Source organism: Cupriavidus sp. 22TCCZM01-5, from assembly GCF_057798915.1.
Map to the genome: position 1 here is coordinate 65456 of NZ_JBYOJR010000005.1, position 25514 is coordinate 90969.

General features: G+C 65.3%; 23 protein-coding genes. 13 read left to right on the top strand and 10 right to left on the bottom strand.

The annotated features are described in order from the left end of the window. Positions 1–180: 180 nt before the first annotated feature. Positions 181–1383 carry an ammonium transporter gene (locus tag AC3FNH_RS06645; RefSeq protein ID WP_276101339.1) on the bottom strand — a complete coding sequence of 401 codons (1203 nt, stop codon included), beginning with the start codon at positions 1381–1383 and terminating at the stop codon, positions 181–183. A gap of 519 nt (positions 1384–1902) precedes the next feature. Here AC3FNH_RS06645 and AC3FNH_RS06650 point away from each other — a divergent pair. The 3 genes from AC3FNH_RS06650 to AC3FNH_RS06660 all read left to right on the top strand — a co-directional run bounded on the left by AC3FNH_RS06650 (position 1903) and on the right by AC3FNH_RS06660 (position 3349). Further along, positions 1903–2184, top strand: coding sequence for an HU family DNA-binding protein (locus AC3FNH_RS06650; protein WP_008651272.1), 282 nt, complete (start codon positions 1903–1905; stop codon positions 2182–2184). 199 nt (positions 2185–2383) lie between these two features. Beyond that, positions 2384–2869, top strand: coding sequence for an acyl-CoA thioesterase (locus AC3FNH_RS06655; protein WP_276101340.1), 486 nt, complete (start codon positions 2384–2386; stop codon positions 2867–2869). 6 nt (positions 2870–2875) lie between these two features. After that, positions 2876–3349 (top strand): CreA family protein, encoded by a 474-nt coding sequence (locus AC3FNH_RS06660; protein WP_276101341.1) that lies wholly within the window; start codon positions 2876–2878, stop codon positions 3347–3349. A 22-nt stretch (positions 3350–3371) separates the two neighbouring features. Here the strand turns inward: AC3FNH_RS06660 and AC3FNH_RS06665 are convergent, their stop codons facing one another. The 4 genes from AC3FNH_RS06665 to AC3FNH_RS06680 all read right to left on the bottom strand — a co-directional run bounded on the left by AC3FNH_RS06665 (position 3372) and on the right by AC3FNH_RS06680 (position 7871). Next, positions 3372–5120: a class I adenylate-forming enzyme family protein gene (locus AC3FNH_RS06665; RefSeq protein WP_488719457.1), complete on the bottom strand. Its 1749-nt coding sequence runs from the start codon at positions 5118–5120 to the stop codon at positions 3372–3374. A gap of 133 nt (positions 5121–5253) precedes the next feature. Next, a complete protein-coding gene (locus tag AC3FNH_RS06670) occupies positions 5254–6018 on the bottom strand; it encodes an SDR family oxidoreductase (protein ID WP_488719458.1) in 765 nt (254 codons plus the stop codon). A 201-nt stretch (positions 6019–6219) separates the two neighbouring features. Continuing rightward, complete coding sequence (locus AC3FNH_RS06675; protein ID WP_488719459.1) at positions 6220–7065, bottom strand: arylamine N-acetyltransferase family protein; 846 nt, start codon at positions 7063–7065, stop codon at positions 6220–6222. A gap of 14 nt (positions 7066–7079) precedes the next feature. Further along, positions 7080–7871, bottom strand: a complete 792-nt coding sequence (locus tag AC3FNH_RS06680; RefSeq protein ID WP_488719460.1) for a Crp/Fnr family transcriptional regulator — start codon at positions 7869–7871, stop codon at positions 7080–7082. Between the two features lie 163 nt (positions 7872–8034). Here AC3FNH_RS06680 and AC3FNH_RS06685 point away from each other — a divergent pair, with 163 nt between their 5' ends. Then, a complete protein-coding gene (locus AC3FNH_RS06685) occupies positions 8035–8532 on the top strand; it encodes an Mpo1 family 2-hydroxy fatty acid dioxygenase (protein WP_276101346.1) in 498 nt (165 codons plus the stop codon). Between the two features lie 435 nt (positions 8533–8967). Further along, entirely contained in the window at positions 8968–9429 is a 462-nt protein-coding gene (locus AC3FNH_RS06690; protein WP_224079482.1) for an HU family DNA-binding protein, read from the top strand. 301 nt (positions 9430–9730) lie between these two features. On the opposite strand, the gene AC3FNH_RS06695 is transcribed toward AC3FNH_RS06690, so the two are convergent. Further along, positions 9731–10102 (bottom strand): 5-carboxymethyl-2-hydroxymuconate Delta-isomerase, encoded by a 372-nt coding sequence (locus tag AC3FNH_RS06695; protein WP_488719461.1) that lies wholly within the window; start codon positions 10100–10102, stop codon positions 9731–9733. 145 nt (positions 10103–10247) lie between these two features. Between AC3FNH_RS06695 and AC3FNH_RS06700 the strand changes: the two genes are divergently transcribed. Continuing rightward, on the top strand, positions 10248–10784 hold the full coding sequence (locus tag AC3FNH_RS06700) for an MgtC/SapB family protein (protein ID WP_276101348.1): 537 nt from the start codon (positions 10248–10250) through the stop codon (positions 10782–10784). Positions 10785–10819: 35 nt separating this feature from the next. Further along, a complete protein-coding gene (gene rocF, locus AC3FNH_RS06705) occupies positions 10820–11734 on the top strand; it encodes an arginase (protein WP_488719462.1) in 915 nt (304 codons plus the stop codon). 72 nt (positions 11735–11806) lie between these two features. Here the strand turns inward: rocF and AC3FNH_RS06710 are convergent, their stop codons facing one another. Then, positions 11807–12400 (bottom strand): HAD domain-containing protein, encoded by a 594-nt coding sequence (locus AC3FNH_RS06710; RefSeq protein ID WP_276101350.1) that lies wholly within the window; start codon positions 12398–12400, stop codon positions 11807–11809. Positions 12401–12590: 190 nt separating this feature from the next. Next, on the bottom strand, positions 12591–14192 hold the full coding sequence (locus AC3FNH_RS06715) for a methyl-accepting chemotaxis protein (protein ID WP_488719463.1): 1602 nt from the start codon (positions 14190–14192) through the stop codon (positions 12591–12593). Positions 14193–14472: 280 nt separating this feature from the next. On the opposite strand from AC3FNH_RS06715, the gene AC3FNH_RS06720 reads away from it, so the two are divergent. Further along, positions 14473–16296 carry an EAL domain-containing protein gene (locus AC3FNH_RS06720; RefSeq protein WP_488719464.1) on the top strand — a complete coding sequence of 608 codons (1824 nt, stop codon included), beginning with the start codon at positions 14473–14475 and terminating at the stop codon, positions 16294–16296. 6 nt (positions 16297–16302) lie between these two features. Here the strand turns inward: AC3FNH_RS06720 and AC3FNH_RS06725 are convergent, their stop codons facing one another. Further along, on the bottom strand, positions 16303–17052 hold the full coding sequence (locus tag AC3FNH_RS06725; RefSeq protein ID WP_488719604.1) for a response regulator transcription factor: 750 nt from the start codon (positions 17050–17052) through the stop codon (positions 16303–16305). A gap of 281 nt (positions 17053–17333) precedes the next feature. Here AC3FNH_RS06725 and cls point away from each other — a divergent pair, with 281 nt between their 5' ends. The 4 genes from cls to AC3FNH_RS06745 all read left to right on the top strand — a co-directional run bounded on the left by cls (position 17334) and on the right by AC3FNH_RS06745 (position 20511). After that, a complete protein-coding gene (gene cls, locus AC3FNH_RS06730) occupies positions 17334–18767 on the top strand; it encodes a cardiolipin synthase (RefSeq protein WP_488719465.1) in 1434 nt (477 codons plus the stop codon). Positions 18768–18860: 93 nt separating this feature from the next. Continuing rightward, positions 18861–19520, top strand: a complete 660-nt coding sequence (locus tag AC3FNH_RS06735; RefSeq protein ID WP_276101355.1) for a TetR/AcrR family transcriptional regulator — start codon at positions 18861–18863, stop codon at positions 19518–19520. A gap of 384 nt (positions 19521–19904) precedes the next feature. Continuing rightward, positions 19905–20240, top strand: coding sequence for a hypothetical protein (locus AC3FNH_RS06740; RefSeq protein ID WP_488719466.1), 336 nt, complete (start codon positions 19905–19907; stop codon positions 20238–20240). 76 nt (positions 20241–20316) lie between these two features. Continuing rightward, a complete protein-coding gene (locus tag AC3FNH_RS06745; RefSeq protein ID WP_276101357.1) occupies positions 20317–20511 on the top strand; it encodes a hypothetical protein in 195 nt (64 codons plus the stop codon). Here the strand turns inward: AC3FNH_RS06745 and AC3FNH_RS06750 are convergent. Continuing rightward, on the bottom strand, positions 20508–20927 hold the full coding sequence (locus tag AC3FNH_RS06750) for a hypothetical protein (RefSeq protein ID WP_276101358.1): 420 nt from the start codon (positions 20925–20927) through the stop codon (positions 20508–20510). The two genes, AC3FNH_RS06745 and AC3FNH_RS06750, sit on opposite strands and share 4 nt — an antisense overlap. Positions 20928–21945: 1018 nt before the next feature. On the opposite strand from AC3FNH_RS06750, the gene AC3FNH_RS06755 reads away from it, so the two are divergent. Then, complete coding sequence (locus AC3FNH_RS06755) at positions 21946–25455, top strand: pyruvate carboxylase (protein ID WP_488719467.1); 3510 nt, start codon at positions 21946–21948, stop codon at positions 25453–25455. The last annotated feature ends 59 nt before the right edge of the window (positions 25456–25514 follow it).

Sequence of the window (25514 nt, forward strand, 5' to 3'; positions counted from 1 at the left end):
GAAAAGGGCCGGCAAAAAAACGAAGAACTGCGAACGAAGAACTGCGAAGACTGTCCGGCAAATCTTGCACGCTGATGCGGCACGAGAAGGCGGGCACGGCAATTATTGCCATGCCGTTCGGGGAAGTTCAAGAAAAGAATTGTCAGGAACGGCGCGAGCGCGCGCGTTCCTGCGGCGGACTTACCAGTTCGTTTCGCGTTCGGGCGTGGCCGAGATGCGATGCAGGGTCAGGTCGGCGCCGTTGTATTCGGCTTCCGCGTCGAGGCGGATGCCCACCAGCTTCTTGAGCGTGCCATATACGATCGTGCCACCCGTGACGGCGATCACGATGCCGAGCAGGGTCCCGATCAGCTGCGCACCCAGCGATACGCCGCCGATCCCGCCAAGCGCGTGCGAGCCGAAGATGCCGGCCGCAATGCCGCCCCAGGCGCCGCACAGCCCATGCAGCGGCCACACACCGAGTACATCGTCGATGTGCCATTTGTTCTGCGCGAGCGTGAACAGGTGGACGAACAGCACGCCAGCCACGGCGCCGGTGACCAGCGCGCCGAGCGGGTGCATCAGGTCGGACCCGGCGCAGACGGCGACCAGGCCTGCCAGCGGGCCGTTGTAGGCGAAGCCCGGATCGTTACGGCCAGCCCACCAGGCGGCCAGCGTGCCCCCGGCCATGGCCATCAGCGAATTGATGGCGACCAGGCCGCTGATCTTGTCCACGGTCTGGGCGCTCATGACATTGAAGCCGAACCAGCCGACCGCCAGTACCCATGCGCCCAGTGCCAGGAACGGAATGTTCGACGGCGGGTGCGCGCTGATGCGGCCATCCTTCTGGTAGCGGCCGCGGCGGGCGCCGAGCAGCAGCACCGCGGGCAGGGCAATCCAGCCGCCTACCGCGTGGACCACGACCGAACCGGCGAAATCATGGAATGGGGCGCCGGTCAGGCTCGTGATCCAGTCCTGGATGCCAAAGCGTTGATTCCAGGCAATGCCCTCGAAGAACGGGTAGACAAAGCCGACCAGGACGAATGTCGCCAGCAGTTGCGGATTGAAACGCGAACGTTCGGCAATGCCGCCCGAGATGATCGCGGGAATCGCGGCGGCAAATGTCGCCAGGAAAAAGAACTTGACCAGCTCATAACCGCTCTTTTGTGCGAGGGTGTCGGCGCCGGCCATGAATTGCACGCCATAGGCGACCGTATAGCCGATAAAGAAGTACGCGATGGTGGAAACCGCGAAGTCCACCAGAATCTTCACCAGTGCATTGACCTGGTTTTTCTTGCGTACCGTGCCCAGTTCCAGGAAGGCGAAGCCGGCGTGCATGGCCAGCACCATGATTGCGCCAAGCAGGATAAACATGGCGTCGGTGCCAGTCTTCCAATTGTCCATAGGTTCCTCATGCTCAAAATGGGAGCGTGGGTATGCAAAAAGCATTCCAGAATTGGCTGCATGCTGGTGCTAATTGCACCGTCATGGTGGAAATCGCACTGGATTGCCCTCAGGCGGCCCAAAGGTGAGGCGGCGGCTTTGGTGCCGTTGGCGCAAATCGGGGGCATTGGGCCGGTCGGCGCGCGCCATAATGACGCAACATGGCGTGTGGCATGAACCGTGACGGTGCATTGCACCATAGCGGTGAATGGCGGTTGGGGCGCCGCCGGGGTGCCAAATTCATCCGGCGGGTGGGCGCCACCGGCTTACGCGCTATGCAGAAATGTCGCGGGCAAAACGGGCGGAATAGAGGGTGAAATCTCCCGCTAACCGGCCTCAAGCAAGGATTTCCGGGTTTTTTCGTTGCATCGGTGCCACTGGGGATTGCCCAAGGCGCGAAGGGCAGATTAGACTGCGCCGATCGATGCAATGCCTGCTGGCAGATACATCGGTGACGACGACCAACAAGGGAAATCAGCCATGAATAAAGGTGAACTGGTATCGGCCATCGCCGCGGAAGCAGAACTGAGCAACGCCGCAGCCGAGCGTGCGCTCAACGCAGCGCTGGACAGTATCAAGAAGGCAGTGGCCAAGGGTGATTCGGTAACGCTGGTGGGGTTTGGCAGCTTCAGCTCGGGCAAACGCGCCGCGCGCACGGGTCGCAACCCGCGCACGGGCGAAACGATCAAGATTCCGGCCGCGAAGACCGTGAAGTTTTCCGCCGGGCAAGGTTTCAAGGACGCCGTGAACAAGAAGAAGTAAGCTGTCTGCGTCCGGATCAGCGAGAGAGCGGCCTGTCGGGCCGCTTTTTTATTGGTGCGCCGTTTGTCCGGTGCCGCCCGCGTGGCGCTGCGGCCATATCGTGGCGCAGACGGTGCCGCGGCAACGCCGGCGCGCCCCCCGCGCACCGGTTTACGGGTTACACTGCCGCGCCTCGGCCCCCGCAACCTGCATCACCATCATGAACGACCAGTCCCACCAGCTTTCCATGACCGTGCTGATGACGCCGGACATGGCCAACTTCTCCGGCAATGTGCACGGCGGCACCATCCTCAAGTACCTGGATATGGTTGCCTATGCCTGCGCGAGCCGCTATGCCGGCCGCTACGTGGTCACGCTGTCGGTGGACCAGGTGGTGTTCCGCCAGCCGATCCACGTCGGTGAGCTGGTGACCTTCCTGGCCTCGGTGAACTTCACCGGGCGCAGCTCCATGGAAATCGGCATCAAGGTGGTGACCGAGAATATCCGCAGCAAGCTGGTGCGCCACACCAACAGCTGCTATTTCACCATGGTGGCGGTCGACGACAACGGCGCGCCGGCCGAGGTGCCGCCGCTGGAGCCGCGCGACGAAGTCGAGCGCCAGCGCTTTGCCGCGGCCCAGCAGCGCCGCGCACTGCGCCAGGAAATGGAAAAGCGGCACGACGCCATCAAGGTGACGGGGAGCTGACCGGCCATGGCTCGCACGCTTTGCCTGCTTGCCGGCGCCTGCCTGGCGGTGGCCGGCGTCCCGGCGCCGGCCGAGGAAATCGGCAGCGTCAACACCAATTTCCGCATGACCGGCTCGGACAAGGTGGTCATCGAAGCGTATGACGACCCGATGGTGCAGGGCGTGACCTGCTACGTGTCACGCGCCCGTACAGGCGGTATCAAGGGGTCGCTGGGCATGGCGGAAGACCCGCCGGAGGCGTCGATCGCGTGCCGGCAGGTGGGGCCGATCTCCTTCAAGGGGCCCCTGCGGCAACAGGATGACGTGTTCTCGGAACGCATGTCGATCCTGTTCAAGACCTTGCATGTGATCCGCGCCGTCGACCGCAAGCGCAATACGCTGGTCTACCTGACATACTCCGACCGCATTGTCAGCGGCAGTCCGCAGAACAGTGTGACGGCCGTGCCGGTGCCGGGCGGCACCGCCATTCCGGTCAAATAAGCGGTCGGCCGCCCGGCTCGGGTCATGTGCCCGGCCCGAACAGCTTGCGCAGGTTTGACTTCAGGATCTTGCCATTCGCGTTGCGCGGCAGCAGGTCGGGCAGCACGATGATCCGTACCGGCACCTTGAACGCCGCCAGCCGCTGCGCGACAAAACCGCGCAGTTCGTCTTCGGTGGCCTGCATGCCGGGCTTGAGGCTGACCACGGCGCCCGGTTCCTCGCCCAGCTCCTTGTGCGGGATGCCGACCAGGGCGGCATCCATCACCGCCGGATGCTCGTAGAGCGTGCTTTCCACCTCGATGCAATAGATATTCTCGCCGCCGCGGATCAGCATGTCCTTCATGCGATCGACGATATAGAGGAAGCCCTCTTCATCGAGCCTCGCGATATCGCCAGTGCGCAGCCAGCCATCGGCAAACGTCTGCGCGGTCGCCTCGGGCTTGTTCCAGTAGCCGCGAACCACATTCGCGCCGCGCACCATCAGCTCGCCGGCTTCGCCGGGCGGCAGCGCCTGGCCGCGGCCATCCACGACCTTCATCTCGCCGATCGGCAGGGCCGGACCGCTGCTGTCCGGCCGCAGCACGTATTCTTCCGCACTGTGGCTCGTGAACGTGGCAGACGTTTCCGTCATGCCCCAGCCTATGCCCGGCGCCGACTGCGGCGTGGTTTCGCCGATGCGGCGCACGAGTTCGGGCGAAGCCGGCGCGCCGCCGTAGCTGATACTCTCCAGCGACGAAAGATCGAAACGCCCGCGCTCCGGATGCTCCAGCAGCTGCCAGGCGATGGTGGGCACGCCGCCGGCCGTGGTGCAACGCTCACGCTCGATGAGTTCGAGCGCGCGCAAGGCATCCCAGCGGTGCATCAGCACGATCTTGCCGCCCGTTGCCAGTGCGCTGTTCAGCACGGCCATGCAGCCTGTCACGTGGAAGAACGGTACGGACAGCAATGCAGCCTTCTGCGGCGCTGCAGGGTCCGGCGCGGGAATCGGCTCGCCGCGCCGCAGCAGGTTGCGCAGCGGGCTGAACAGGCTGGCCACGGCAACGCTGGTGGCATTGCGGTGCGTGCCCAGCGCCCCCTTGGGTTTGCCGGTGGTGCCGGACGTATAGAAGATCGTCGCGTCATCCTCTGGTGCGATGTCCACGTCGGGGAGCGGCAGTTCCGGCAGCGTTGCCCATGCCGCGGTGGGGCCGGTCACGCTTTCGAGCGGTACGATCTTCTGGTCGTTGCCGAGTGCGCTTGCCCGCGACACGTAGACGCGTTCCAGCGCGGGGCAGCTGGGCAGATGGCCAGTGAGTCGATCCAGCCGTTCGGCGTCGACAATCGCGACGCGGCTGCCTGAATCGACCAGTCCGTATTCGAGCTCGGCCCCCGTCCACCATGCATTCAGCGGCGTGACGATGGCGCCGGCCAGCAAGGCGCCGTAGAAGGCCACGGGCCACTCGGGCAGGTTGCGCATGGCAATCGCCACGCGGTCACCCTGGCGGACGCCATCGCGCACCAGTGCCTGCGCGACATGCAGTGCCGCCCGGCGGAAGGCCGCATAGCTGACGCGCTCGTCTTCGTAGACCACGAAAGTACGTGCGCCAAAGGCTTGCGTGGCCTGGAACAGGTCGCGCAGCGTCGGCGGCGCGTTCTTCCAGACGGTGGTGGGAATGCCGCGAATGACGCGCGTTTCCGTCTCGAACGGAGCGCCTGGCGCGGTGAGGCGGGCGTGGGCCTCGGCCAATGACATGGCTGGCCAGTTGCCGGCCGGCTCGAACTTGCTCGACATGACTGCCTCCCGGACTGCAATGCAGGTGGGGGATGGCGCACCGCGCCATCCTTGAGGGAAATGCAGGAAACGCAGGAAATGCAGGGAACAGCGCGAACAGTGCGCAAGGCGGCAGCCGCCTTGCGTCAGGGCATCAGATCGTGACGCCGCCGTCGACGACCATGGCCTGGCCTGTCATGAAGGTGCTCGCGGCGGAGGCCAGGAAGACGGCTGCGCCCGCGATCTCGACCGGTTCGCCGATGCGGCGCAGCGGCGCGCCCTGGGTCGATTGCTGGTAGCGCTCGGGGTCTTCCCACAGCGCGCGTGCGAAATCGGTCTTGATCAGTCCCGGCGCGATGCAGTTCACGCGCACATTGTGCGGGCCAAACTCCACGGCGAGGTTGCGCGCGAGCTGGAAATCGGCGGCCTTCGAGATGTTGTACACGCCGATGGTCGGCGAGCCGCGCAGGCCACCGATCGACGAGACGATGATGATCGAACCGTCCTTGCGCTCGATCATCTGCGGCGCCACCATCTGGATCAGCCAGTGGTTCGAGATGACATTGTTGTCGAGCACCTTGCGGAACTGGTCGTCGGACACGCCGCTCATCGGGCCGTAGTACGGGTTCGACGCCGCATTGCAGACCAGGACATCGATCTTGCCGAAGGTGCGGTTGGTTTCATCGACGAGGCGCTGCAGGTCGTCCTTCGAAGAGATATTGGCCGGGACGGCAATCGCGGTGCCGGCGCCGTGGCGCGCGTTGATCGCGTCGACCACCTCCTGGCAGGCTTCGGCCTTGCGCGACGAGATAACCACTTTGGCGCCCTGAACCGCCATCTGCTCCGCAATGGCGCGGCCGATGCCGCGCGATGAGCCCGTCACGATCGCGACCTTGCCCGACAAATCGAACAATGACATGGAGTCTCCTGATATCGGCGCGGCCCTTGCGGGGCCTGCCTGTGTTCTGTTGGACAGCGCCACTTGGGGCCTGCCGGCACATTATGGTTGGGCCCCTTGACCCAGTCCACAGGCAAGCCGCCGCCAGCGGGGCCATATCAGTATTCTTTCTGCGGGCAATGCGCGGCGTGCATGGGCGCACGGCGGGGCAGCCGCCGGGATTCAGGCGTGCAGCAGCGTGGGCAGCACTCGCCCGAGGCCGTCGCGCAGGTCCGCGTCCAGTTCCACCTGGAAGCGGTTGACGACGGCGTCGATGACATCGTCGGCCGAAGTCAGCGTCTGCCGCCGCAAGGTGCCGTCGGCGCGGCGCTCGGCCAGTTCGCCGTTGGCAAGGGTCAGGCGCACGTCGCCGTCGGAACGGGCGAGCATGAGTCGCTGAGTGAAAATGCTCTCCGGATGCGTGCTGATGTACCAGTTGCGGGAGATGAAATCGATCCACGGCTGCGGCGACAGGTCGAAGCGGTAGACCTTGAGCCAGCCCTGCGCGCCACGCACTTCCAGATCCTGGCAATGAAAAGCGCCAGGCATGGCGCTATCCGGCGCCACGGTCAGGCGGTACGGGAACGACGAGGCGGCCGGCGCCGACATTGGCAGCGCCCGGAAAGGCGTGGGGCCGCCAAAGCCCACATCGGCCAGGTAGCTGCGATGTGCAACTTCCACGCGCAGCAGCATGTGCGATGCCGGCGTCTGGACCGAATCGGCCACGCCCCAGCGCACGCGTGCGGCAAGCGGCGTCACCGTGTAGCCCAGTGCCGTCAGCGCGGCGGCCAGCAGCGTGTTGAGCTCGAAGCAATAGCCGCCACGCCGGTGCGTAACGAGCTTGTCGAAGACCGCGTCGACGTCGATCCGTACCGGGCGGCCCAGCAGCGGGTCGATGTTCTCGAACGGGATGCGTGCGAGTTGCGCGGCGATCAGCGCGTCGAGCGCTTCCAGCGTCGGGGAGGGCGGGGCGTCGATGCCCAGGCGTGCCAGGTAGGCATCGAGGCGGGAGGAGTCGAGCGTGATCATGTCGCGTACCGTAATCAGTTGAGCGTTTCGAGCGCGACAAGGTCCAGCAGATCGACGCTGCCGTACCGCAGGCGCAGCAGGCCACGCGATTCAAGCTCGCGCAGTGCCTGGTTGACGGTCTGCCGCGACAGCCCGAGCATCTGCGCAAGCTGTTCCTGCGGAATCCGCACGGTCTGGACCGCGCGCGGGTGGGCGGGTGTCTCGCCCTCCGTGGAAGGCGGGTTGCCATAGCCGCGTGCGATGGCGGCTAGTCGTCTGGCAATGCGCGCGGCCGGCGGCAGCAGTTGCATTTCCTCGACAAAGTCGAAGACCATCCGCGTCTTCGCCGCGAGCAGCAGGCCGAACTCGCGCCACCATGACGGATGCTGCGCGAGCCTGCGTTCCAGGCTCGCGCGCGGGATATGCCACAACAGCGCGGCGTGCACGGCGCGCGCGTCATGGGTGCGCGGCAAGCCGTCGAACAGGCAGATTTCGCCGAACCAGGCGCCGGCTTCCAGCAGGCCGAGCAGAGCCGCCTTGCCGGACTCGCCGGCGGCATCGACCTGCATGGTGCCGCCGGCCACGCAATACAGGCCGTCGAATGCATCGCCGCGGGCAAACAAGGCTTCCCCGGCGGCCAGCTGGCGCCAGGCACCATCTTCGAGAAGCGCCTGTTGCAGCGCCTGCGGCAACTGGCAAAACCAGGGGCTCGCGCGCAGTGCGACCGCAGCGTCCGGGCGCGAAGTTGCCGGTCTGCCGCCGGGTGTGGCGCGAGGGATGCCTGACGGGCCGCGCGTGCCGCCGCTGGGGGGCTGAGCCATGCCCATGTTGTCTCCTGTCTTGTTCTGTCCGGGTTGATACGTACTGCGCGGCCTGCCTGACTGTCGAAAATCAGACAGACGCCAGGAAACCCGCCCACTACTATAAATCCACAAGACAGCGCCAGGCACGTGCCACAACCGCCCGGAGCCGCGCACAAGGAGACGCCCCATGAAAACGCTGGTCGAACATCTGGCCAACTACGCCGCCTATCACCGCGATCCCCGCAACGTCGCTACGCATTTCATCGGTATCCCGATGATCGTGCTCGCCGTCACCACGCTGCTGGGGCGGCCCGCCATACCGCTGGGCGAAGGCGCCGCCCATCTCACGCCCGCGATGGTGGTGTATGCGCTGTCGTGCCTGTTCTACCTGCGCCTGTCAGCGGGCTTCGGGCTGGCGATGGTGATGGTCCTGGCTCTGTTCCTGTATGCGGGCGCGCATCTGGCGGCGCTCCCCACGGGGGCATGGCTTGCCGCCGGTGTCGGCCTGTTTGTTGCCGGCTGGATCATCCAGTTCGTCGGCCATTACTATGAAGGCCGCAAGCCCGCCTTTGTCGACGACCTTGTCGGGCTGCTGGTCGGCCCGCTGTTCCTGGTGGCGGAAACCGCGTTCGCCTGCGGGCTGGCGGCGGATACCCGCGATGCGGTGAACGCACGGGCGTCCTGACACGACAGGCCGCGCGTTCCCGCTACGCCGGCATTGGCACTGCTGCGCGAGTGGTCGAGCGCCGATGCGAGCTTGCCGCTGATTGCGCTCGGCACCATGGCCGCCGGTCCGCTGATCGCGTCCTGGCTCGGCGAATAGTCCCTGAAAACAGGGGTAGTGAGCTTCGCCGGGGGATGCGCACCGCCGCGATTTTCTTCCCGCGGCAGATGCCTGACAACGCGAAAGTGGGGGGACGTAGGGCTCCTGCGCGTTCCTGCTGAGGTAAAGCTGCGACAAAACCCGGGGTTTTCACGGGGTTTTGGCCATTGCACGCATGAAAACCCTTTGACACACGGTTGTTTCCGCTATGATTCAGTGGCGCCGGCATGGGGTATGTGCAACGCGATGCGAAGCCATCGAACGGCCGGCTCTAATCTTCAACTCTCGTATATCGATATGGCGACCAAAGCGAAACCGACCGCGAAGACGACTGCAACCAAGCCCGCCGCCAAGAAGGCTGCGGCAACGAAGGCACCCGTGAAGGCTGCCGCCAAGAAGGCCGCGCCGGCCAAGAAGGCTGCTCCGGCTGCCGCGGTGACCCCGCGTCCGCTGAAGGACACCTTCAACAAGTCGAGCCTGGTCGCTCACCTGGTAGCCCAGACCCAGCTGGAAGCCAAGGCCGTGAAGACGGTGCTGGCCCACCTGGAAAACACCATCGTTGGCGCGCTGAACAAGAAGGGCGCTGGCGAATTCACGCTGCCGGGCCTGCTGAAGGTGACGGCGCAGCAAGTGCCGGCCAAGAAGAAGCGCTTCGGCAAGGATCCGTTCACCGGTGAAGAGCGTTGGTTCCCGGCCAAGCCGGCCAGCGTCAAGGTGAAGGTTCGCCCGCTGAAGAAGCTGAAGGACGCTGCAGCCTGATCGGCCAGTCGATCCGCATGAAGAAGGAGCCGCCAGTCGGCTCCTTTTTTATTGGAGCGGCCGGGCACTGCAGGCCGCGGGACAGGTCCGGGCGATGCTACGGCGTTCCCCCTGACTCGCCTGGACTTAACCAAGGTCAAACGGGAGGCCGGGTCGGCCGTCTAGAATCCAAAACGTCATGGGTGCGGGGGCGCTCCCCATGGCAACCGGCTACCGGTGTCTTCCCGGAAGCCCTGCCCGCTGCCAGGGATGGCCGCGGGCTTTCTTTTTTGTGCGCCATGCCCCGGGGCACGGTACGGCGTCAGCCGCCGACGATCTGCTTGGCGTAGCTGGCACGCTCCATTTCGCACACTTCGACGCTGATCTGCACGCTCTGTCCTTCGGCGGTGGCAGGGCGAACGGCCTCGGCAATGACATCGCAGACGGCCTGGCCCAGCGCACGCCTGACCGCGAGTTCGCGGCCATCCAGGATGGACAGGCGTGCATGCACGAAGGCGCGCTCGGCGGCCTGCACGCCCTGGCGGAACGTGGACAGCGTGATGCAGCGTGACTTGATATCGGGCTCGCCGAATTCGCCGGACGCCAGCAGCGCGGCGTTGGCCTCGTCGAGCAGTTCTTCGGGCGAACAGTTGAGGCGCGTGTTTTCGGTGATTTCGATGACGAGATGAGGCATGGCAGCGTAGGGTGAGGCGTTACAGGCCGGGCCGCTGAGGGCCGGGGGCGAGCCGCCATGATAAGGGCATTTGGCCACCATGCCCCGTTGGCTGAGGTAAGCTTGCGTCGGATCCTCCGGCGTCGGATTGGCCACAAGAACACATATGGAAACCATCAGCTTCGAAATCTTCCTGCGCCTGTTCTGCGGCTTGCTGGCGGGCGCAGTGATTGGCCTGGACCGCAACCTGCGCGGCAAGGCCGCCGGCATGCGCACACTGGGACTGGTATCTCTGGGGGCGGCAACGGCGGTATGTCTGGTGACGCAGTCCGGACATCCGATGGATGCTGTCTCGCGCGTGCTGCAGGGACTGCTGACGGGCATCGGCTTCCTGGGCGTGGGCGTGATCGCCCGCCATGGCGTGCACCAGCGCCCGCAGGGGCTGACCACGGCGGCGGCAATCTGGCTGGCAGCCATCCTGGGCGCGGCGGCGGGCGCGGGCTACTACGTGGTTGGCGGCCTGGCGCTCGTGCTTGGCATGGCGCTGCTATGGATGGGGGGGCGGCTGGAAACTCGGCTGCACCGCGTGCTGGATCCCATCAACGGTGACAAGCATGACCGTCGCAACAATGGCGACGAGGGAAAGCAGGCGAGAGGCGGCGACCGGGACGACCGCGATCACGACGACGACATTTTTCCGTAAGGCTTGGTCATCAATGCCCGGCACAGGAGGCCCCTATGAAGCCGATTACGCTGTTTGGAGCGCCGACGGATGTCGGGGCAAGCACCAGGGGCTGCACCATGGGTCCGGAGGCGCTGCGCATTGCGGACATTGTTCCGGCTCTCGTCAGGATGCAGTCGGATGTGCGTGATGCCGGAAATATCGCGGGGCCGGTCAATCCGCTGGCGCCGCCCGTGCAGGGCATGCGCCATCTCGACGAGGTGGTGGCATGGAGCCGGGCCGTATTCGACACCAGCACGCGCATTCTCGAAGCGGGCAGGATGCCAGTTCTGCTGGGCGGCGACCACTGCCTGGCGGTCGGGTCGGTAAGCGCAGTGGCCCGGCACTGCCGCCTGGCTGGCCGGAAGCTTGTGGTGCTCTGGCTCGATGCGCATGCCGACGCGAATATTGGATCCAGCACGCCGACCGGCAACATGCACGGCATGCCGGTGGCCTGTCTGTGCGGCGACGGTCCCGTGCAGCTGACCATGCTCAGCGGCCAGACTCCGGCAGTGTTGCCGCAGGAAATCCGCCAGGTCGGCATCCGCAGCGTCGATGCGCAGGAGAAGCTGAGACTGCATGCGCTTGGCTTGAAGGTGTTCGATATGCGCTATATCGATGAGTACGGCATGCGCCAGACCATGGAGCAGGCGCTGACCGGCGTGGACGACGACACCCACCTGCATGTGAGCTTCGACGTGGATTTCATCGACTCCGCCATAGCGCCGGGCGTCGGCACGACGGTCCTGGGCGGGCCGACCTATCGCGAGACCCAGCTCTGCATGGAGATGATCGCCGACACGGGCAGGCTGTCGTCGCTGGACGTGATGGAACTCAATCCGGCCTGCGATGTGCGCAATGAAACGGCAAGACTTGTGGTGGACTTCCTGGAAAGCCTGTTCGGCAAGTCCACGCTGCTGCGGGCGCGCTGACGGCGCGCTGTGGGCCAAGACAAAGGAAAGGGGCGCCATGGCGCCCCTGGTACCTGGTGCGGTTGACTCGGCTCAGGCGTGCAGTGCCACGGCGGCAGCCGATTCCGCAGGCGTATCGAAGCGTGCCGGCTCTTCGCGCGCAAGCCGCTGCAGCTGGGCCAGCTTGGCCCGGAGGCCGGCGTCGAGCCGCGGAGGGGGCATCAGCGTGGATGGGCAGGCCACACCAAGAATATCCAGCGCCTGCCGGAAGTTCGCGACGGTGAGACCCTCGGCCGGATCGACGCTGACCAGGTGTTCACGCTGCGCTTCGGTCATCGACGCTGCCGGTGCGCAGGACACGATCACATACGAGGACGGCATGGGCCGGCTGTCAAAGTAAGCGGCAATCTCCGCGCCGTGGCCGCCTGCTACAGGCGGCGTCATGCCTTCCACTTGCAGGTCGAGCTGTTGGAAGATGGCTGCCGGTGTGCCGCGCCGCCAGGCGTCCGACACCACCACGCGTGCCCCGGCCAGGCCGAAGAGCCGGCGGATATAGCCGAGCGCGATGGGGTCGAAGAAGTGGACATCGCGCAAGGTGCCCGAATCGGGAACCCCGCCGAGCCGGGCCTGGGACCGGTCGGAATACAGTACGCCGGGTACGTCCAGCATGATGAGTCGTTCGGACATGATTTCCTTGGGGTTACACATCGGGTTGGTGTGAGCAAAGATTACCCGGCAACCCGGGCGCCGCGCGTAACAGCGCCGCCCGCAAGTGAAACATATCTGTAACTTCCTCGCTGAACTCGTAAATGCCGGTTACCTCTCAATATCAAATGTTTCCGGCTGACACATCTGTACCCTTATCGGCGCCCGCAGGCTAGAAGCGGAAGCGAGCCACATCCTGCTCCAGCCCTGCCGCGAGGCTATCCAGGCGCTCGGCCTGCGCCGCCACGGTATCTACCAGCTCGGCATTTTGCTGTGCGGTTTGCTCAAGCTGCCCGACAGAATGCCCGACAGCGCGGACGGCTTGAGCCTGTTCATCGGCCAGTCCGCAAAGCTCGCTGGCCAGATCGTGGCTGTGGCCCACGGCGGTGTCGATGCGATCCATGGCGTTGACCACTTCCGTGGTCAGGTGCGCACTGCGCTCGATCTCTCGCGTGGCGTTGCCGACGATGTCGCCGATTTCTCGGGCCGAACTCGCGCTGCGCTGCGCCAATGCGCGGACTTCCTGCGCCACCACGGCGAAGCCGCGCCCGGCCGGGCCGGCGCGTGCGGCTTCGACCGCTGCATTCAGGGCGAGAATATTGGTCTGGAACGCAATGCTCTCGATCAGTGTGACGACCTCGGCGATGTGCCGCGAATGCACGTGTACGGCTTCCATGGCGCCGCTCATCTCGCGCACGACTGCCGAGCCCGAATGCGCGGCTGTGCGCGCCTGCTGTGCGACGCTGCTGGATCCGGTGGCCTGGGTGTGGGACTGTCTGACCAGCTCGGCCAGGCGGCGCACGCTCTCGGCCGCGCCCGCCAGCGCGGCGGCCTGCTGGCTGGTGCGCGCGGCGAGGTCGTGATTGCCCGCGGCGATGCCGGCGCTGGCGGCGGTAATGTCCTGGGCGGAATCGCGGATGCGTGCCAGCACGCCGGCCAACTGGTCGCGCATGCGCGAAAGCAGGCCCAGCACGCTGTGGGTGCCGCCGCTGCGCAGGCGGATCGCGCCCGTGAGGTCGCCAGCCGCAATGCGCGTGGCCGCCCCCGCGGCGTCTGCCGGTTCGCCGCCAAGCTCGGTGGTGAGGCTGCGTGCGGCGAACCATGCCAGTGCGGCTGCGGCGGCCAGGCTGGCCGCCAGCAGGCCGATCATCAGCGCCTGGGCCATGGCCTGGCGCGAACCGACGCTTGCCATGGTGTCGGCGGCCTGACGCTCCTGGCGCGCGCGTGTTGCTTCCATCATGCCGCTCAGTCTCATGAGCTGTTCCGAGACGAAATGGCCGTCCACGGAAACCGCGCTGTCGAACTGCAGCGGGTCCAGCGGTTGCTGGCGTACCAGTGCGACATAGGCTTGCAGCAGCTTGCCGGCCTGGGCGCGCTCGGGTTGGAGGCGCTCGGCCTGGGCTGGCGCAGCGCGCCGGATTCCTTCGAGCGCAGTATCGAGCCGGCCCAGCGCCGCGTCGATGTCGGCGGCAGCTTCATCGCGCTCGCTGCCGCTCGTCGCCATGGTGATGGACAACTGCGCCCGTCCCAGCCGAGCCAGCGCCGATTGCGCCCGTTCGGCGGAAATCGCCCCGTGCATGTCCTGGCGATAGAGTGCGTCGCTGCGCTGGCGCAGGTCAATGAGGTTGACAATGCCTGTCACGCCGACCGCGGCGCCGAACAGGTACACCAGCGCGAACGCGGCGCACAGTCGCGCCAGCAACGGCAGGCGCGCGAGGCGCGAGGTCCAGCGGGCCTGGCCTGGCTGGCCGGATAGCTTGAGTGTCTGCAACACGAATACGACTCCGGCGGACATGGTGCCCGCATGACGTGTCCGTCAGATCGTGCAGGCCGCAATGGGGCGACTGCGCAATCCCGGACGTTCTTGACCCGGCCGGGCGGTCGCGCTGGTTCGATGAATGGGGCGCGTGGGCCACAGCCGGCACGGATACTGGTGCAGAAATGTGACGATAGCGTGACAGGCATCAGGTGTGCTCGGTGTCACATGGGTGTCATATTGTTGTCATGAAATATGCGCCGGGCGCTTGCCCAGCAATTTTCCGGTTTTCCTTTTTATGCCAGGCTTGCCTGCCGCTATGCCTCCAGATGCCCGTCTCGAGGCAGCTATTTCCTTGCCGTCGCTGCCGCCCCTGCATGCCGTTTTCCAGCCCATCGTGCAAGCGGAGTCGGCGGAAATACTTGGCTATGAAGCGCTGATCCGCGGCCCGGCAAACTCGCCGCATGCCAGTCCGGAGGCGTTGTTCAGGCTGGCGCAGGGCTCCACGGGCACCATTGCGCTGGAGATGCATGCCGCGCGCACGGCGCTGGCGGCCTGGGGCGCGCTCGACCTGCCGGGCAAGCTCTTCCTCAATTTCAGCCCGCTTACGCTGCGGCATCTGCTTGCCGGGCGCGGCAGCGGTCTTTCCATGCTGCTTGGAGCCGGCATCGCGCCGGCGCGCCTGGTGATCGAGGTCACGGAGCAGACGCCGATCGGCGATGCGGCGAGCTTCGGTCAGGCCATGGCAGTCCTGCGCGAACTGGGCATGCAATACGCGCTCGATGACTTCGGCACCGGCCATGCGAACCTGGACCTGCTGGCCCACCTGTCGCCGCAGTTCGTGAAGATCGACAAGTCGCTGATCCGCGGCATCGCGTCGTGTTCGCGGCGCCTGGAGATCCTGCGCGGCGTGTTGCGCATGATGGAGGCGTTTGGCGGGCGTGTGATCGCCGAAGGCATTGAAGAGGAAGAAGAACTGGCCGTGATCCGCGACCTCGGCGTGGCCGGGGCGCAAGGCTACTACCTGGGGCGGCCGCGGGCCGAGCCGCCAGCGCAGGCCGGCATGCACGTCAGGCGGGTGCTGACCTCGCGCCAGATCGCGGTGTTTCCCCAGATGGTTCGTTCCGGCTGGTCGGGCATCACGGCCGGGCGGCTGCTGCGCGTGGCGCCGGCTGTCTTGCCGGGTACGGCCAATGATGACGTGCTGCAAGCGTTCCAGTCGCAGCCCGATCTGCAGGCCGTGGCGATCGTCAGCGAAGACCAGAAGCCGCTGGCCATCATCAACCGGCAGAGTTTCATGGACCGCTATGCGGCGCCGTTCCATCGCGAACTGTACGGCAAGAAGGCATGCATTACGCAGGCCAACCGCGAGCCCGCCTGCTTCGACCTGCATGCCGGGCTGGAAGCGATGACGCAGATCCTGGCTGGCGAGAACCCGCGCTCGCTGGCCGAAGGTTTTGTCATCACCAGCCATGGACGCTACATGGGCCTGGGCAATGGGGCAGATCTGGTTCGCGCGATCACGGAGGTCCGCATGGAGGCTGCGCGCTATGCCAATCCGCTTACATTCCTGCCTGGCAATATTCCGCTGAACCAGCATATCGATCGCCTCATCGAGGCCGGCAATGCGTTTGTCGCATGCTATGTCGACCTGAACCACTTCAAGCCATACAACGACAAGTACGGCTACTGGGAAGGCGATGAGATGCTCAAGGGGGCCGCAGCCATCCTCACCGAGGCTTGCGACCCGGCACGCGATTTCCTGGGCCACGTCGGTGGTGACGACTTCCTGCTGCTATACCAGAGCGCGGACTGGGCAGCGCGCGTGGGCGCGGCCATTGGCCGCTTCAACGAGGCGGCTCGAGACATGTACACGCCGGCAGACCGCGCCGCGGGCGGCATCCATGCCGAGGACCGCAACGGTCAGCCGGCTTTCTTCCCGCCAGTCTCGATGGCGGCAGGCGTGGTGCGAGTGGGGGCGGAGGCGGTGAATGGCATGCAGCACGTCGGCAGCCAGCAGATCGGTGCCGCGGCCGCCGCCGCAAAGCATGCGGCCAAGCGGGCCGCGAACGGCCTTGCGGTAATCGACTTCAAGACGCTGGCTGACCGGCTGCCCGCCTAGCCAGGGTCATGGGTGAGACAGTGCGAATGGCTTGCCGGCAAGCGGATTGGGCTGATGCATGGGGTCGTCGTCGTGGATATCCAGGCGATAGCCGTGCGCATAGACTACCGTGATCGAAATGCCGGTCTCCAGGCTGAGCCGCAGGGTCTTGCGCAGGCGCGACATCAGTCCGGCCAGGGCGCGCGACAAGGGTGGCAGTTCATGGTGCCAGATGGCCTGTTCAATGCGGCGGTTGGCCAGCACGCGGCCGGCATTGGAGAACAGCAGCATGGCAAGGTCGAATTCCTTGGGCGTCAGGGTGATGCGTTCGCCGTGCAGCAACGCGAAACGGCCCACGCTGTTGAGCTGGTACGGGCCTGCGCGCACCACCAGCCCCTGCCTCTGGCGGTCGCCCGTGGCGCGCCGGCGCAGGGCCCCGATGCGCGCAATCAGAACGCGCGCGCTGAGCGGACCGCACAGGTAGTCGTCGGCTCCGGCGTCCAGTGCTTCGACCAGTGCCTCCTCGTTGCTGCCGTCGCCAAGCATCATGATGGGCAGATCACGCGAGCGCGCGCAGCGCACGGTGCGGATGACATCGACGGCGCTAGTGTCCGGCAGTTCGTCGTGGATCAGCAGCATGTCGTACGAAGCCTGGCTGACGCCCTGGATGAGCGCGCGCGGGGAGGCAAAGACATTGCAGCGAAAGCCTGAGCGGGCCAGCAGGTCCGGCATGGTTTTGAGGTGTGCTGACTGACCGCTCAGCAGCGCGATGTTCATGGGGTCAGGCATACGATGGTGGCAGGAGTCAGGGAATCGGGTTTGCCGAAGGCATTGATCCGCAAGCGTATAAAGGCAAACGCCGCGTAACAATCGGACAAATCCGATTCCAGCCGGAACTTTGAGGTAGAGCAGAAGCGTGGCGAGATTGCGTTGGGCGGGCGCTTACCGGGTCGGAAGGGGGCAATCGAGGTCGCGGAGCCGCGGCCGGCACTTCGCTGTGCCAAAATAGGACCTATCGTGATCCGGTTCCGCATGGCGCGAACCTGGGAAGCCTGCACATGCTGAGCGCGAGCGTTGTCGCGACGACCGTCCTGATCTTCCATATCATCGGCGTACTGGCCGCGTTGCACGCGGTCATCACGGTGCGCACGGCGCCGGGCGCGATCGCCTGGGCAGGATCGCTGGTGATGATGCCGTACATTGCGCTGGTGCCTTACCTGATCTTCGGCAGGAGCCGGTTTGCGGGCTATGTCAACGCGCGCCGGTTCAACGACGACCGGCTGCGGGAGATCCGCCACGGCATGACGCCCGAAGACCGCGAGGCGCGCAGCGCCTGCGTGGTGCACGCGCCGGAGCAGGTCTGCATGCGCGCGCTGCCGCGGCTGACGGGCATGCCTTGCCTGGCCAACAACGATGTGCGCCTGCTGGTCAATGGCACCGCAACGTTCGAGGCCATTTTCGAGGCGGTGGCCGCCGCCACGCGGGTGGTGATCGTCCAGTTCTTCATCGTCCACGACGACGTGCTCGGCCGGCGCCTCCAGGCGCTGTTATGCGAACGTGCACAGGCTGGCGTCAAGGTCTACTTCCTCTATGACAGCATCGGGTGCCACGCCTTGCCGCGCGGCTATGTGAAAACGCTGCTGGCGGCTGGCGTGGAGGCGCGGGCGTTTTCCACCCACCGCGGCTTTGTCAATCGATTCCAGCTCAATTTCCGCAACCATCGCAAGCTCGTCATCGTGGATGGCGCGCAGGCCTTTGTCGGCGGGCACAACGTCGGGGTCGAATATCTTGGCCAGCGGCCCCCATTGGCGCCGTGGCGCGACACGCATATCAGGGTGCGCGGCAGTGCCGTGCTGGACCTGCAGATGGCGTTTGCCGAAGACTGGTACTGGGCCGCACGCGAAGTGCCTTACCTGTTGATGCCGCCGCCTGACGCGGGCGGCCGCATGACGTGCCAGGTGGTGCCCACCGGCCCGGCCGATGCGCAGGAGACTTGCTCGCTGTTCTTTGTCGAGGCAATCCAGGCGGCCAAGCACAGGGTCTGGATCACGTCGCCTTACTTCGTCCCGGACGAGGCGGTCTTCGCGGTGCTGCGCCTGGCGGTACTGCGCGGGGTGGACGTACGTATCCTGATCCCTGCCAGGCCGGACCATCTGGTGGTGTTTGCCGCGTCCACGCTTTATGCGCATCAGGCGGTAACCGCCGGCATCAAGCTGTACCGCTACCAGCCAGGCTTTCTCCACCAGAAAGTCATCCTGATCGACGACGAGGCGGCGGCAGTCGGTACCGCGAACCTGGACAATCGCTCGTTCCGGCTGAATTTCGAGCTGATGATCATGACGGCCGATCGGGAGTTCGCGGGGCAGGTCGCCGACATGCTGGAAAGCGATTTTGCGCAGGCGCGGCGCATCGGTGTCGAAGAGTTCCTCAGGGCACCGGCGCCGCTGCGCGTCGCCATGCACGTGGCGAAATTGTTCGCGCCGATCCTGTAGCCACAGCACCAGGGCTGCGCCGTCGCTTGCCATTGTGTACACTGTTCACTATTGGCTGTACAAGATAAGAACAGTGTGTGCTGGGGGAAAATCATGAGCCGGATCGCTTCACCTATGCCGGCCCGCGCGACGTATCGTCACGGCGACCTGCGCCGTGCGCTGCTGGAGGCTGGCATCGACCTGGCGCGCGAAGGAGGGCCGGACGCCGTCGTCTTGCGCGAAGCCACGCGCCGGGCTGGCGTGGTACCGAACGCGGCCTATCGGCACTTTTCCAGCCGGCAGGACCTGTTGCAGGCCGTGCGCGCGGCGGCACTGTCCGCGCTGGCGATCGCCATGGAGACCGAACTGGGCGGGATCCGGCCCGGCAGCAGCGCCGCGGCGCTGGCTCGCGCAAACCTGCGCGCCGTCGGCACCGGCTATCTGCGTTTTGCACTTGCCGAGCCTGGGTTGTTTCGTACGGCATTTTCCGTGCCGGACGAGGTAGAGACCGATGCCGATCCGGCGAAGGCGGGCCATAGCGGGCTGAATCCTTTCCAATTGCTGTCGACGGCACTGGACAGGATGGCCGAGGCCGGAATCCTGCCGGCAGAGCGCCGTCCCGGCGCCGAGTACCTGGCCTGGTCCGCGGTACACGGATTGTCGATGTTGCTGCTCGACGGACCCCTGCGCGGCAGGGAGCCGGCGCAGGCCGAGGTGCTTGGGCAGCGTTTGATCGATATGGTGGAACAAGGACTACAGGCGCCAGGACGATAACTTAATCATTCACTGAAGGGCCCCGCCGGCCATGCCGGCGAAACAGCAGCGCCTGCCAAGCACGAAAAACCAACCCCTTCCAATTCCCACGATCCGGCGCAGCGAAAGAAATGCCACGATGGCGGGGACCATCGTGGCAGTGTAATGAACCAGGAAGGGGGTCCTGGCTCGTCGGGGCACCCGCGGGATGGGTGCACGGGCGAATTTATTCCGCTAGTTCTCATTAGAAAATCGGATAAGTCCTAAATTTGTCCATGAATTGTGTCTTTGGACACTAAGTCTGGCGATCCGGGGGCAGGATGCCCTCGGGATCAGTCCGGGGCACCGCGGGTCTAACGGATATAAGGTGGGCAATCCGGCCCACGCGCAGGCGTTGGATGGATCATGCGATACACGGTCGGTAGCATCTTCACGACGGCAGCGATGGCCACGCTATTGGCAGGTTGCGCGGTGTATCCGGATTATTATGGCGGCGACTATCTTGCCTACCCAGCCTATCCGGCCGGTTCTCCTTACTACAGCGGCTATCCGGTAACGCCTGGCTATCCTTACTACGGTCCGGGCTACGGTAGCTACTATGGCAGCTTTGCCATCTACGGCGGATGCTGCTGGTACGGTGGCCATGGAGGGTGGCATGGCCACGGTGGGGGCTGGCATGGCGGTTGGCGCGGGGGCGGGCGAGGTGGCTGGAGCGGTTCGCACGGCGGCCACGGGCACTAATGCTGCGCGAGATCAATCCCGGGCGTCCGTCGATCGCTGACAGGCGCGCACAGGCCGCAAGCAGAGGAGTGTTGCCATGAGAAAACCGGTCACAGGGCATGCGCCGAAGCCAGGTCCGGCACAGGACAAGCCTGCGCCGGCAACGCCCGACGAGCAAATCGAGCGCGAGCTGGATGAGGCCCTGGAGGAAACGTTCCCCGCAAGCGATCCGGTTGCCGTCGATACCGAGGTGCTGCACCCGCGGAAACGGAAGGTGCGAAGCAAGGGCTAAGGCAACTGCCGCAATTGTCCGATCACGGACATCAGCCGCCCGTGTGCCACGATGACGCCGGATTCGTCCTGCAGGGCTTCCTGGTAGCGCTTGCGGAACGTGCCGTCTCCCTTGTCGCTGAACAGCCTTTCCGTGGCACGGGCGACGGCGCGGCAGGTTTCATCGTGATGTTCGGCGGACTCCAGTTCCTCGTCGATCTCGATGATGAGGCGCGACAGCGGGTCGAGCCAGCGGAAGAAATTGTCTTCCGTCACCAGTTGCACGAACAAGCCTGCGGGGATGGGACCATTCAGGCGCTCGTACTGCCCGCGGTCATAGCCGATGACTTCCTTGTGGACCTGCAGCAGCGCCGCGCGCAGGGCCTGCAGGCCGGAGCGGCGCGTTTCCTGGGTGGCTAGGAATTGTTCGTTGGGCATGCCCTTCTCCATGTTCATGGCCCGTGGGCAGGCAACCGGGGTCCATCCAGGGAGGGCCGCCGATGCCTGCTGAAGTATCTGGGCGCAAGCGGGCAGTTCCCTGTCGGTGCCCGGCGCCCCGCCAGTATAGGCAGGCCCGCCAGTGAGCCGCGCTAGCGATATACCCGTATTGCCGGTGGCCGGGCGCAGCATGCCGAGGCAGCCATGGATGTCACTGCCAAAGCCTCTTGTCATGACGGCCTTGGTCGCTACGGCGAAGGGTTGGTTGGAGGCGGGCCGGGCATCCTCCGGCGATCTTATGCCAGAGGCGCTGTCTAGCACCCCGCGCGCAGCAACCCGGCCCGCAGGCAGGATAGCGGTCCCTGGGAAGAGGCTTCAATGGCAGTTCGCGCGGGCGCTGCAGAGTACAGTGGGGTGAAAGAGGCAAGGCCCGGCGAGGCGTGCTAGCAGCAAGACCGCCCAGGTCCCGGCAAGGCCCAGCCGCGCGCTCGCGAGGATTGCAGGATTTCAGGGTTGAAAGCATGAATTTCGATGCTGAAAGTCCCGGTTGCCGATCAATGTAGAAATTCGTAATAAAAACAATGAGTTACGCTATTTATGAGGCGTTGGTGCGCTTCTTGCGATGCCCATGTGCTTATGGGCACGAGGATCGTGTTCCGCATATCTCGTATCGAATGCGCCATAGAGTGGCGTCGAGGTTATCAGGAGGAGTGCACGGTGACGTATTACGGACAGATCGATGCAGGCGCGAACCGCGAGCCTGCCGGCGAGGGGAGCAAGCTGCATGCTGGCCATGCGTGCAGGGAAAGCGGCAATTGCGCTGAGGCGCCTCCACGGCGTTCGCATTGGGCATGGGCAGTCGCAAAGGGACACCATGATTGGATGGATTCGCACACGCCGTTTGCCTGGCACGAATAGCAGTCTGTTCGCTCTGGCTCGCTAGCGGGGAGAGCTTCGCTATCCGACATCTAACCATGCCGTGCCTTTTGCGTATGGCGGACTCGTTTTCTATTGCCCCATGAACTACACCCCGATCAAGTCTCTGCTGATTGCCAACCGCTCCGAGATCGCGATTCGCGTGATGCGCGCCGCGGCCGAAATGAATATCCGGACGGTGGCGATCTATTCGAAGGAAGACCGCCTCGCGCTGCATCGCTTCAAAGCAGACGAAAGCTACCTGGTTGGCGAGGGCAAGAAGCCGCTGGCGGCCTATCTCGACATCGACGACATCCTGCGCATCGCCCGGAAGGCAAAGGTTGACGCCATCCACCCCGGCTATGGCTTTCTCTCGGAGAATCCCGATTTCGCACAAGCCGTGATCGACGCGGGGATCCGCTGGATCGGCCCGTCGCCAGAGGTCATGCGCAAGCTGGGGAACAAGGTAGCGGCTCGCAATGCGGCGATCGAGGCGGGCGTGCCGGTGATGCCGGCGACCGATCCGTTGCCCCACGACCTGGACGAGTGCAAGCGCCTGGCGGCCGGCATTGGCTATCCGCTGATGCTCAAGGCGAGCTGGGGCGGAGGCGGGCGCGGCATGCGCATGCTGGAGAACGAACAGGACCTGGAGACCGCGCTGCCGGCCGCACGCCGCGAGGCGCTGGCCGCGTTCGGCAACGACGAGGTCTATGTCGAGAAACTGGTGCGCAACGCGCGCCATGTCGAGGTACAGGCGCTCGGCGATACGCACGGCAACCTGGTGCACCTGTACGAGCGTGACTGTACCGTGCAGAGGCGCAACCAGAAGGTGGTGGAGCGCGCGCCGGCGCCTTACCTGGACGATGCCGGCCGGACGGCGCTGTGCGATGCTGCCATGCGGCTGATGCGCGCAGTCGGGTACACGCATGCGGGCACGATCGAATTCCTGATGGATGCCGATTCCGGCCAGTTCTATTTCATCGAAGTCAACCCGCGCATCCAGGTCGAGCACACGGTGACCGAAATGGTGACCGGCGTCGATATCGTCAAGGCGCAGATCCGCATTACCGAGGGCGGCCATATCGGCATGACGGAGAACACGCGCGATGCCGACGGCAAGATCGTCGTGCGCGCTGCAGGCGTGCCGGAACAGTCGGGTATTTCGCTGAACGGGCATGCGCTGCAATGCCGGATCACGACCGAGGATCCCGAGAACGGCTTCCTGCCGGACTATGGCCGGCTCTCCGCCTACCGCAGCGCGGCGGGCTTCGGCGTGCGCCTGGATGCCGGTACGGCCTACGGTGGCGCCGTGATCACGCCGTACTATGACTCGCTGCTGGTCAAGGTCACCACGTGGGCACCGACTGCCCCCGAGTCGATCCGGCGCATGGACCGCGCGCTGCGCGAGTTCCGCATCCGCGGCGTCGCGTGCAACCTGCAGTTCCTTGAGAACGTCATCAACCATCCGGCCTTCCGCTCAGGCGACGTCACCACGCGCTTTATCGACAAGACGCCGGAACTGCTGGCCTTCACCAAGCGGCAGGACCGTGCGACCAAGCTGCTGCGCTATCTCGGCGATGTGTGCGTCAACGGGCATCCGGAAATGAGCGGCCGCTTGCTGCCGCCGCTGCCATTGCCGAGCCCGGTGTTGCCTGCGGTGGATACCGCAGGCCCGCTCCCCACTGGCACGCGCGACCTGCTGCGCGAACTCGGTGCGGAGAAGTTCTCGCGCTGGATGCTGGAGCAGAAGCGGGTACTGCTGACCGACACGACCATGCGCGACGCGCACCAGTCGCTGTTCGCCACGCGCATGCGTACCGCGGACATGCTGCCGATCGCGCCATTCTACGCGCGGGAACTGCCGCAGCTGTTCTCGATGGAGTGCTGGGGTGGAGCGACGTTCGACGTGGCGCTGCGCTTCCTCAAGGAAGACCCGTGGCAACGTCTTGAGCAACTGCGCGAGCGGGTGCCGAACATCCTGTTCCAGATGCTGCTGCGCGGCTCGAATGCTGTCGGCTATACGAACTATGCGGACAACGTGGTGAAATTCTTTGTCCGCCAGGCTGCCAGCGCCGGCGTGGACGTGTTTCGTGTCTTCGATTCGTTGAACTGGGTGCGCAATATGCGCGTCGCGATCGATGCCGTGTGCGAAAGCGGCGCGCTGTGCGAAGGCGCGATCTGCTATACCGGTGACATCTTCGACGGCTCCCGCCCGAAGTACGACCTGAAGTACTACGTCGGGATCGCGCGCGAACTGCAGGCTGCCGGCGTGCACGTGCTGGGCATCAAGGACATGGCGGGGATCTGCCGTCCGCAAGCCGCGGCAGCGCTCGTCAAGGCGCTCAAGGACGAGACTGGCCTGCCTGTGCACTTCCACACGCACGACACCAGCGGCATATCGGCCGCTTCCGTCCTGGCTGCCATTGGTGCGGGCTGCGATGCGGTGGATGGCGCGCTGGATGCGATGAGCGGGCTCACTTCGCAACCGAACCTGTCGAGCATCGCGGCGGCACTCGCCGGCGGCGAGCGCGACCCCGGGCTCGAGCTGGAGCGGCTGCACGAGGCGTCGATGTACTGGGAGGGCGTGCGCCGCTACTACGCACCGTTCGAATCGGAGATCCGCGCCGGCACGGCCGATGTCTACCGCCACGAGATGCCCGGCGGCCAGTACACGAACCTGCGCGAGCAGGCGCGCTCGCTCGGCATCGAGCATCGCTGGACCGAGGTGTCGCAGGCGTATGCCGAGGTCAACAAGATGTTCGGCGATATCGTCAAGGTGACGCCGACCTCCAAGGTGGTCGGCGACATGGCACTGATGATGGTGGCCAATGATATGAGTGCCGCCGATGTCTGCGATCCGGCCCGGGAGATCGCGTTTCCCGAGTCGGTGGTTTCCTTGTTCAAGGGCGAACTGGGCTTCCCGCCTGACGGGTTCCCCGCGGAACTCTCGCGCAAGGTCCTGCGCGGCGAGCCGCCCGCGCCTTACCGGCCCGGCGACCAGATTCCGGCGGTGGACCTGGAGGCAGCACGCGCCGAAGCTGAAGCGGCGTGCGAACAGTCCCTCGACGACCGGCAGCTGGCGTCTTACCTGATGTACCCCAAGCAGGCGGTCGCGTACCACACGCACGTGCGGACCTACAGCGATACGTCGGTTGTGCCGACGCCGGCCTTCCTCTATGGCCTGCAGCCACAGGAGGAGGTCGCGGTCGACATCGCCCCGGGCAAGACCCTGCTCATCTCCCTGCAGGGCTCTCATCCGGACGCGGAGGAGGGCAACATCAAGGTCCAGTTCGAACTGAACGGGCAATCACGCACGGCGGTGATCGAACAGCGCCATGCCGCGCAAACCGGGCCGGCGCGTCAGGGCCGGACCGTTGCCGACCCTGGCAATCCGCTGCATATTGCCGCGCCGATGCCGGGCTCGATCGTGACCGTGGCAGTCCAGCCGGGCCAGAAGGTCGCGGCCGGCACGACACTACTTGCGCTCGAGGCGATGAAGATGGAAACCCATATCCCGGCCGAGCGCGACTGCGAAATTGCCGCCGTGTACGTGAAGCAGGGAGACCGCGTGGCGGCGAAGGATCTGCTGATCGAACTGAAGGGAACGGATTGACAGCAGGCACAGCGCTAGCGTCCATGCTGGTCGCCAGCGCTTTGCATTGAGGACCCTGG

Bases quoted from the DNA above. Each gene is read 5' to 3' on its own strand.
- AC3FNH_RS06645 (WP_276101339.1), bottom strand. From the start codon at position 1,383: ATGGACAATTGGAAGACTGGCACCGACGCCATGTTTATCCTGCTTGGC.
- AC3FNH_RS06650 (WP_008651272.1), top strand. From the start codon at position 1,903: ATGAATAAAGGTGAACTGGTATCGGCCATCGCCGCGGAAGCAGAACTG.
- AC3FNH_RS06655 (WP_276101340.1), top strand. From the start codon at position 2,384: ATGAACGACCAGTCCCACCAGCTTTCCATGACCGTGCTGATGACGCCG.
- AC3FNH_RS06660 (WP_276101341.1), top strand. From the start codon at position 2,876: ATGGCTCGCACGCTTTGCCTGCTTGCCGGCGCCTGCCTGGCGGTGGCC.
- AC3FNH_RS06665 (WP_488719457.1), bottom strand. From the start codon at position 5,120: ATGTCGAGCAAGTTCGAGCCGGCCGGCAACTGGCCAGCCATGTCATTG.
- AC3FNH_RS06670 (WP_488719458.1), bottom strand. From the start codon at position 6,018: ATGTCATTGTTCGATTTGTCGGGCAAGGTCGCGATCGTGACGGGCTCA.
- AC3FNH_RS06675 (WP_488719459.1), bottom strand. From the start codon at position 7,065: ATGATCACGCTCGACTCCTCCCGCCTCGATGCCTACCTGGCACGCCTG.
- AC3FNH_RS06680 (WP_488719460.1), bottom strand. From the start codon at position 7,871: ATGGGCATGGCTCAGCCCCCCAGCGGCGGCACGCGCGGCCCGTCAGGC.
- AC3FNH_RS06685 (WP_276101346.1), top strand. From the start codon at position 8,035: ATGAAAACGCTGGTCGAACATCTGGCCAACTACGCCGCCTATCACCGC.
- AC3FNH_RS06690 (WP_224079482.1), top strand. From the start codon at position 8,968: ATGGCGACCAAAGCGAAACCGACCGCGAAGACGACTGCAACCAAGCCC.
- AC3FNH_RS06695 (WP_488719461.1), bottom strand. From the start codon at position 10,102: ATGCCTCATCTCGTCATCGAAATCACCGAAAACACGCGCCTCAACTGT.
- AC3FNH_RS06700 (WP_276101348.1), top strand. From the start codon at position 10,248: ATGGAAACCATCAGCTTCGAAATCTTCCTGCGCCTGTTCTGCGGCTTG.
- rocF (WP_488719462.1), top strand. From the start codon at position 10,820: ATGAAGCCGATTACGCTGTTTGGAGCGCCGACGGATGTCGGGGCAAGC.
- AC3FNH_RS06710 (WP_276101350.1), bottom strand. From the start codon at position 12,400: ATGTCCGAACGACTCATCATGCTGGACGTACCCGGCGTACTGTATTCC.
- AC3FNH_RS06720 (WP_488719464.1), top strand. From the start codon at position 14,473: ATGCCAGGCTTGCCTGCCGCTATGCCTCCAGATGCCCGTCTCGAGGCA.
- AC3FNH_RS06725 (WP_488719604.1), bottom strand. From the start codon at position 17,052: ATGAACATCGCGCTGCTGAGCGGTCAGTCAGCACACCTCAAAACCATG.
- cls (WP_488719465.1), top strand. From the start codon at position 17,334: ATGCTGAGCGCGAGCGTTGTCGCGACGACCGTCCTGATCTTCCATATC.
- AC3FNH_RS06735 (WP_276101355.1), top strand. From the start codon at position 18,861: ATGAGCCGGATCGCTTCACCTATGCCGGCCCGCGCGACGTATCGTCAC.
- AC3FNH_RS06740 (WP_488719466.1), top strand. From the start codon at position 19,905: ATGCGATACACGGTCGGTAGCATCTTCACGACGGCAGCGATGGCCACG.
- AC3FNH_RS06745 (WP_276101357.1), top strand. From the start codon at position 20,317: ATGAGAAAACCGGTCACAGGGCATGCGCCGAAGCCAGGTCCGGCACAG.
- AC3FNH_RS06750 (WP_276101358.1), bottom strand. From the start codon at position 20,927: ATGCCCAACGAACAATTCCTAGCCACCCAGGAAACGCGCCGCTCCGGC.
- AC3FNH_RS06755 (WP_488719467.1), top strand. From the start codon at position 21,946: ATGAACTACACCCCGATCAAGTCTCTGCTGATTGCCAACCGCTCCGAG.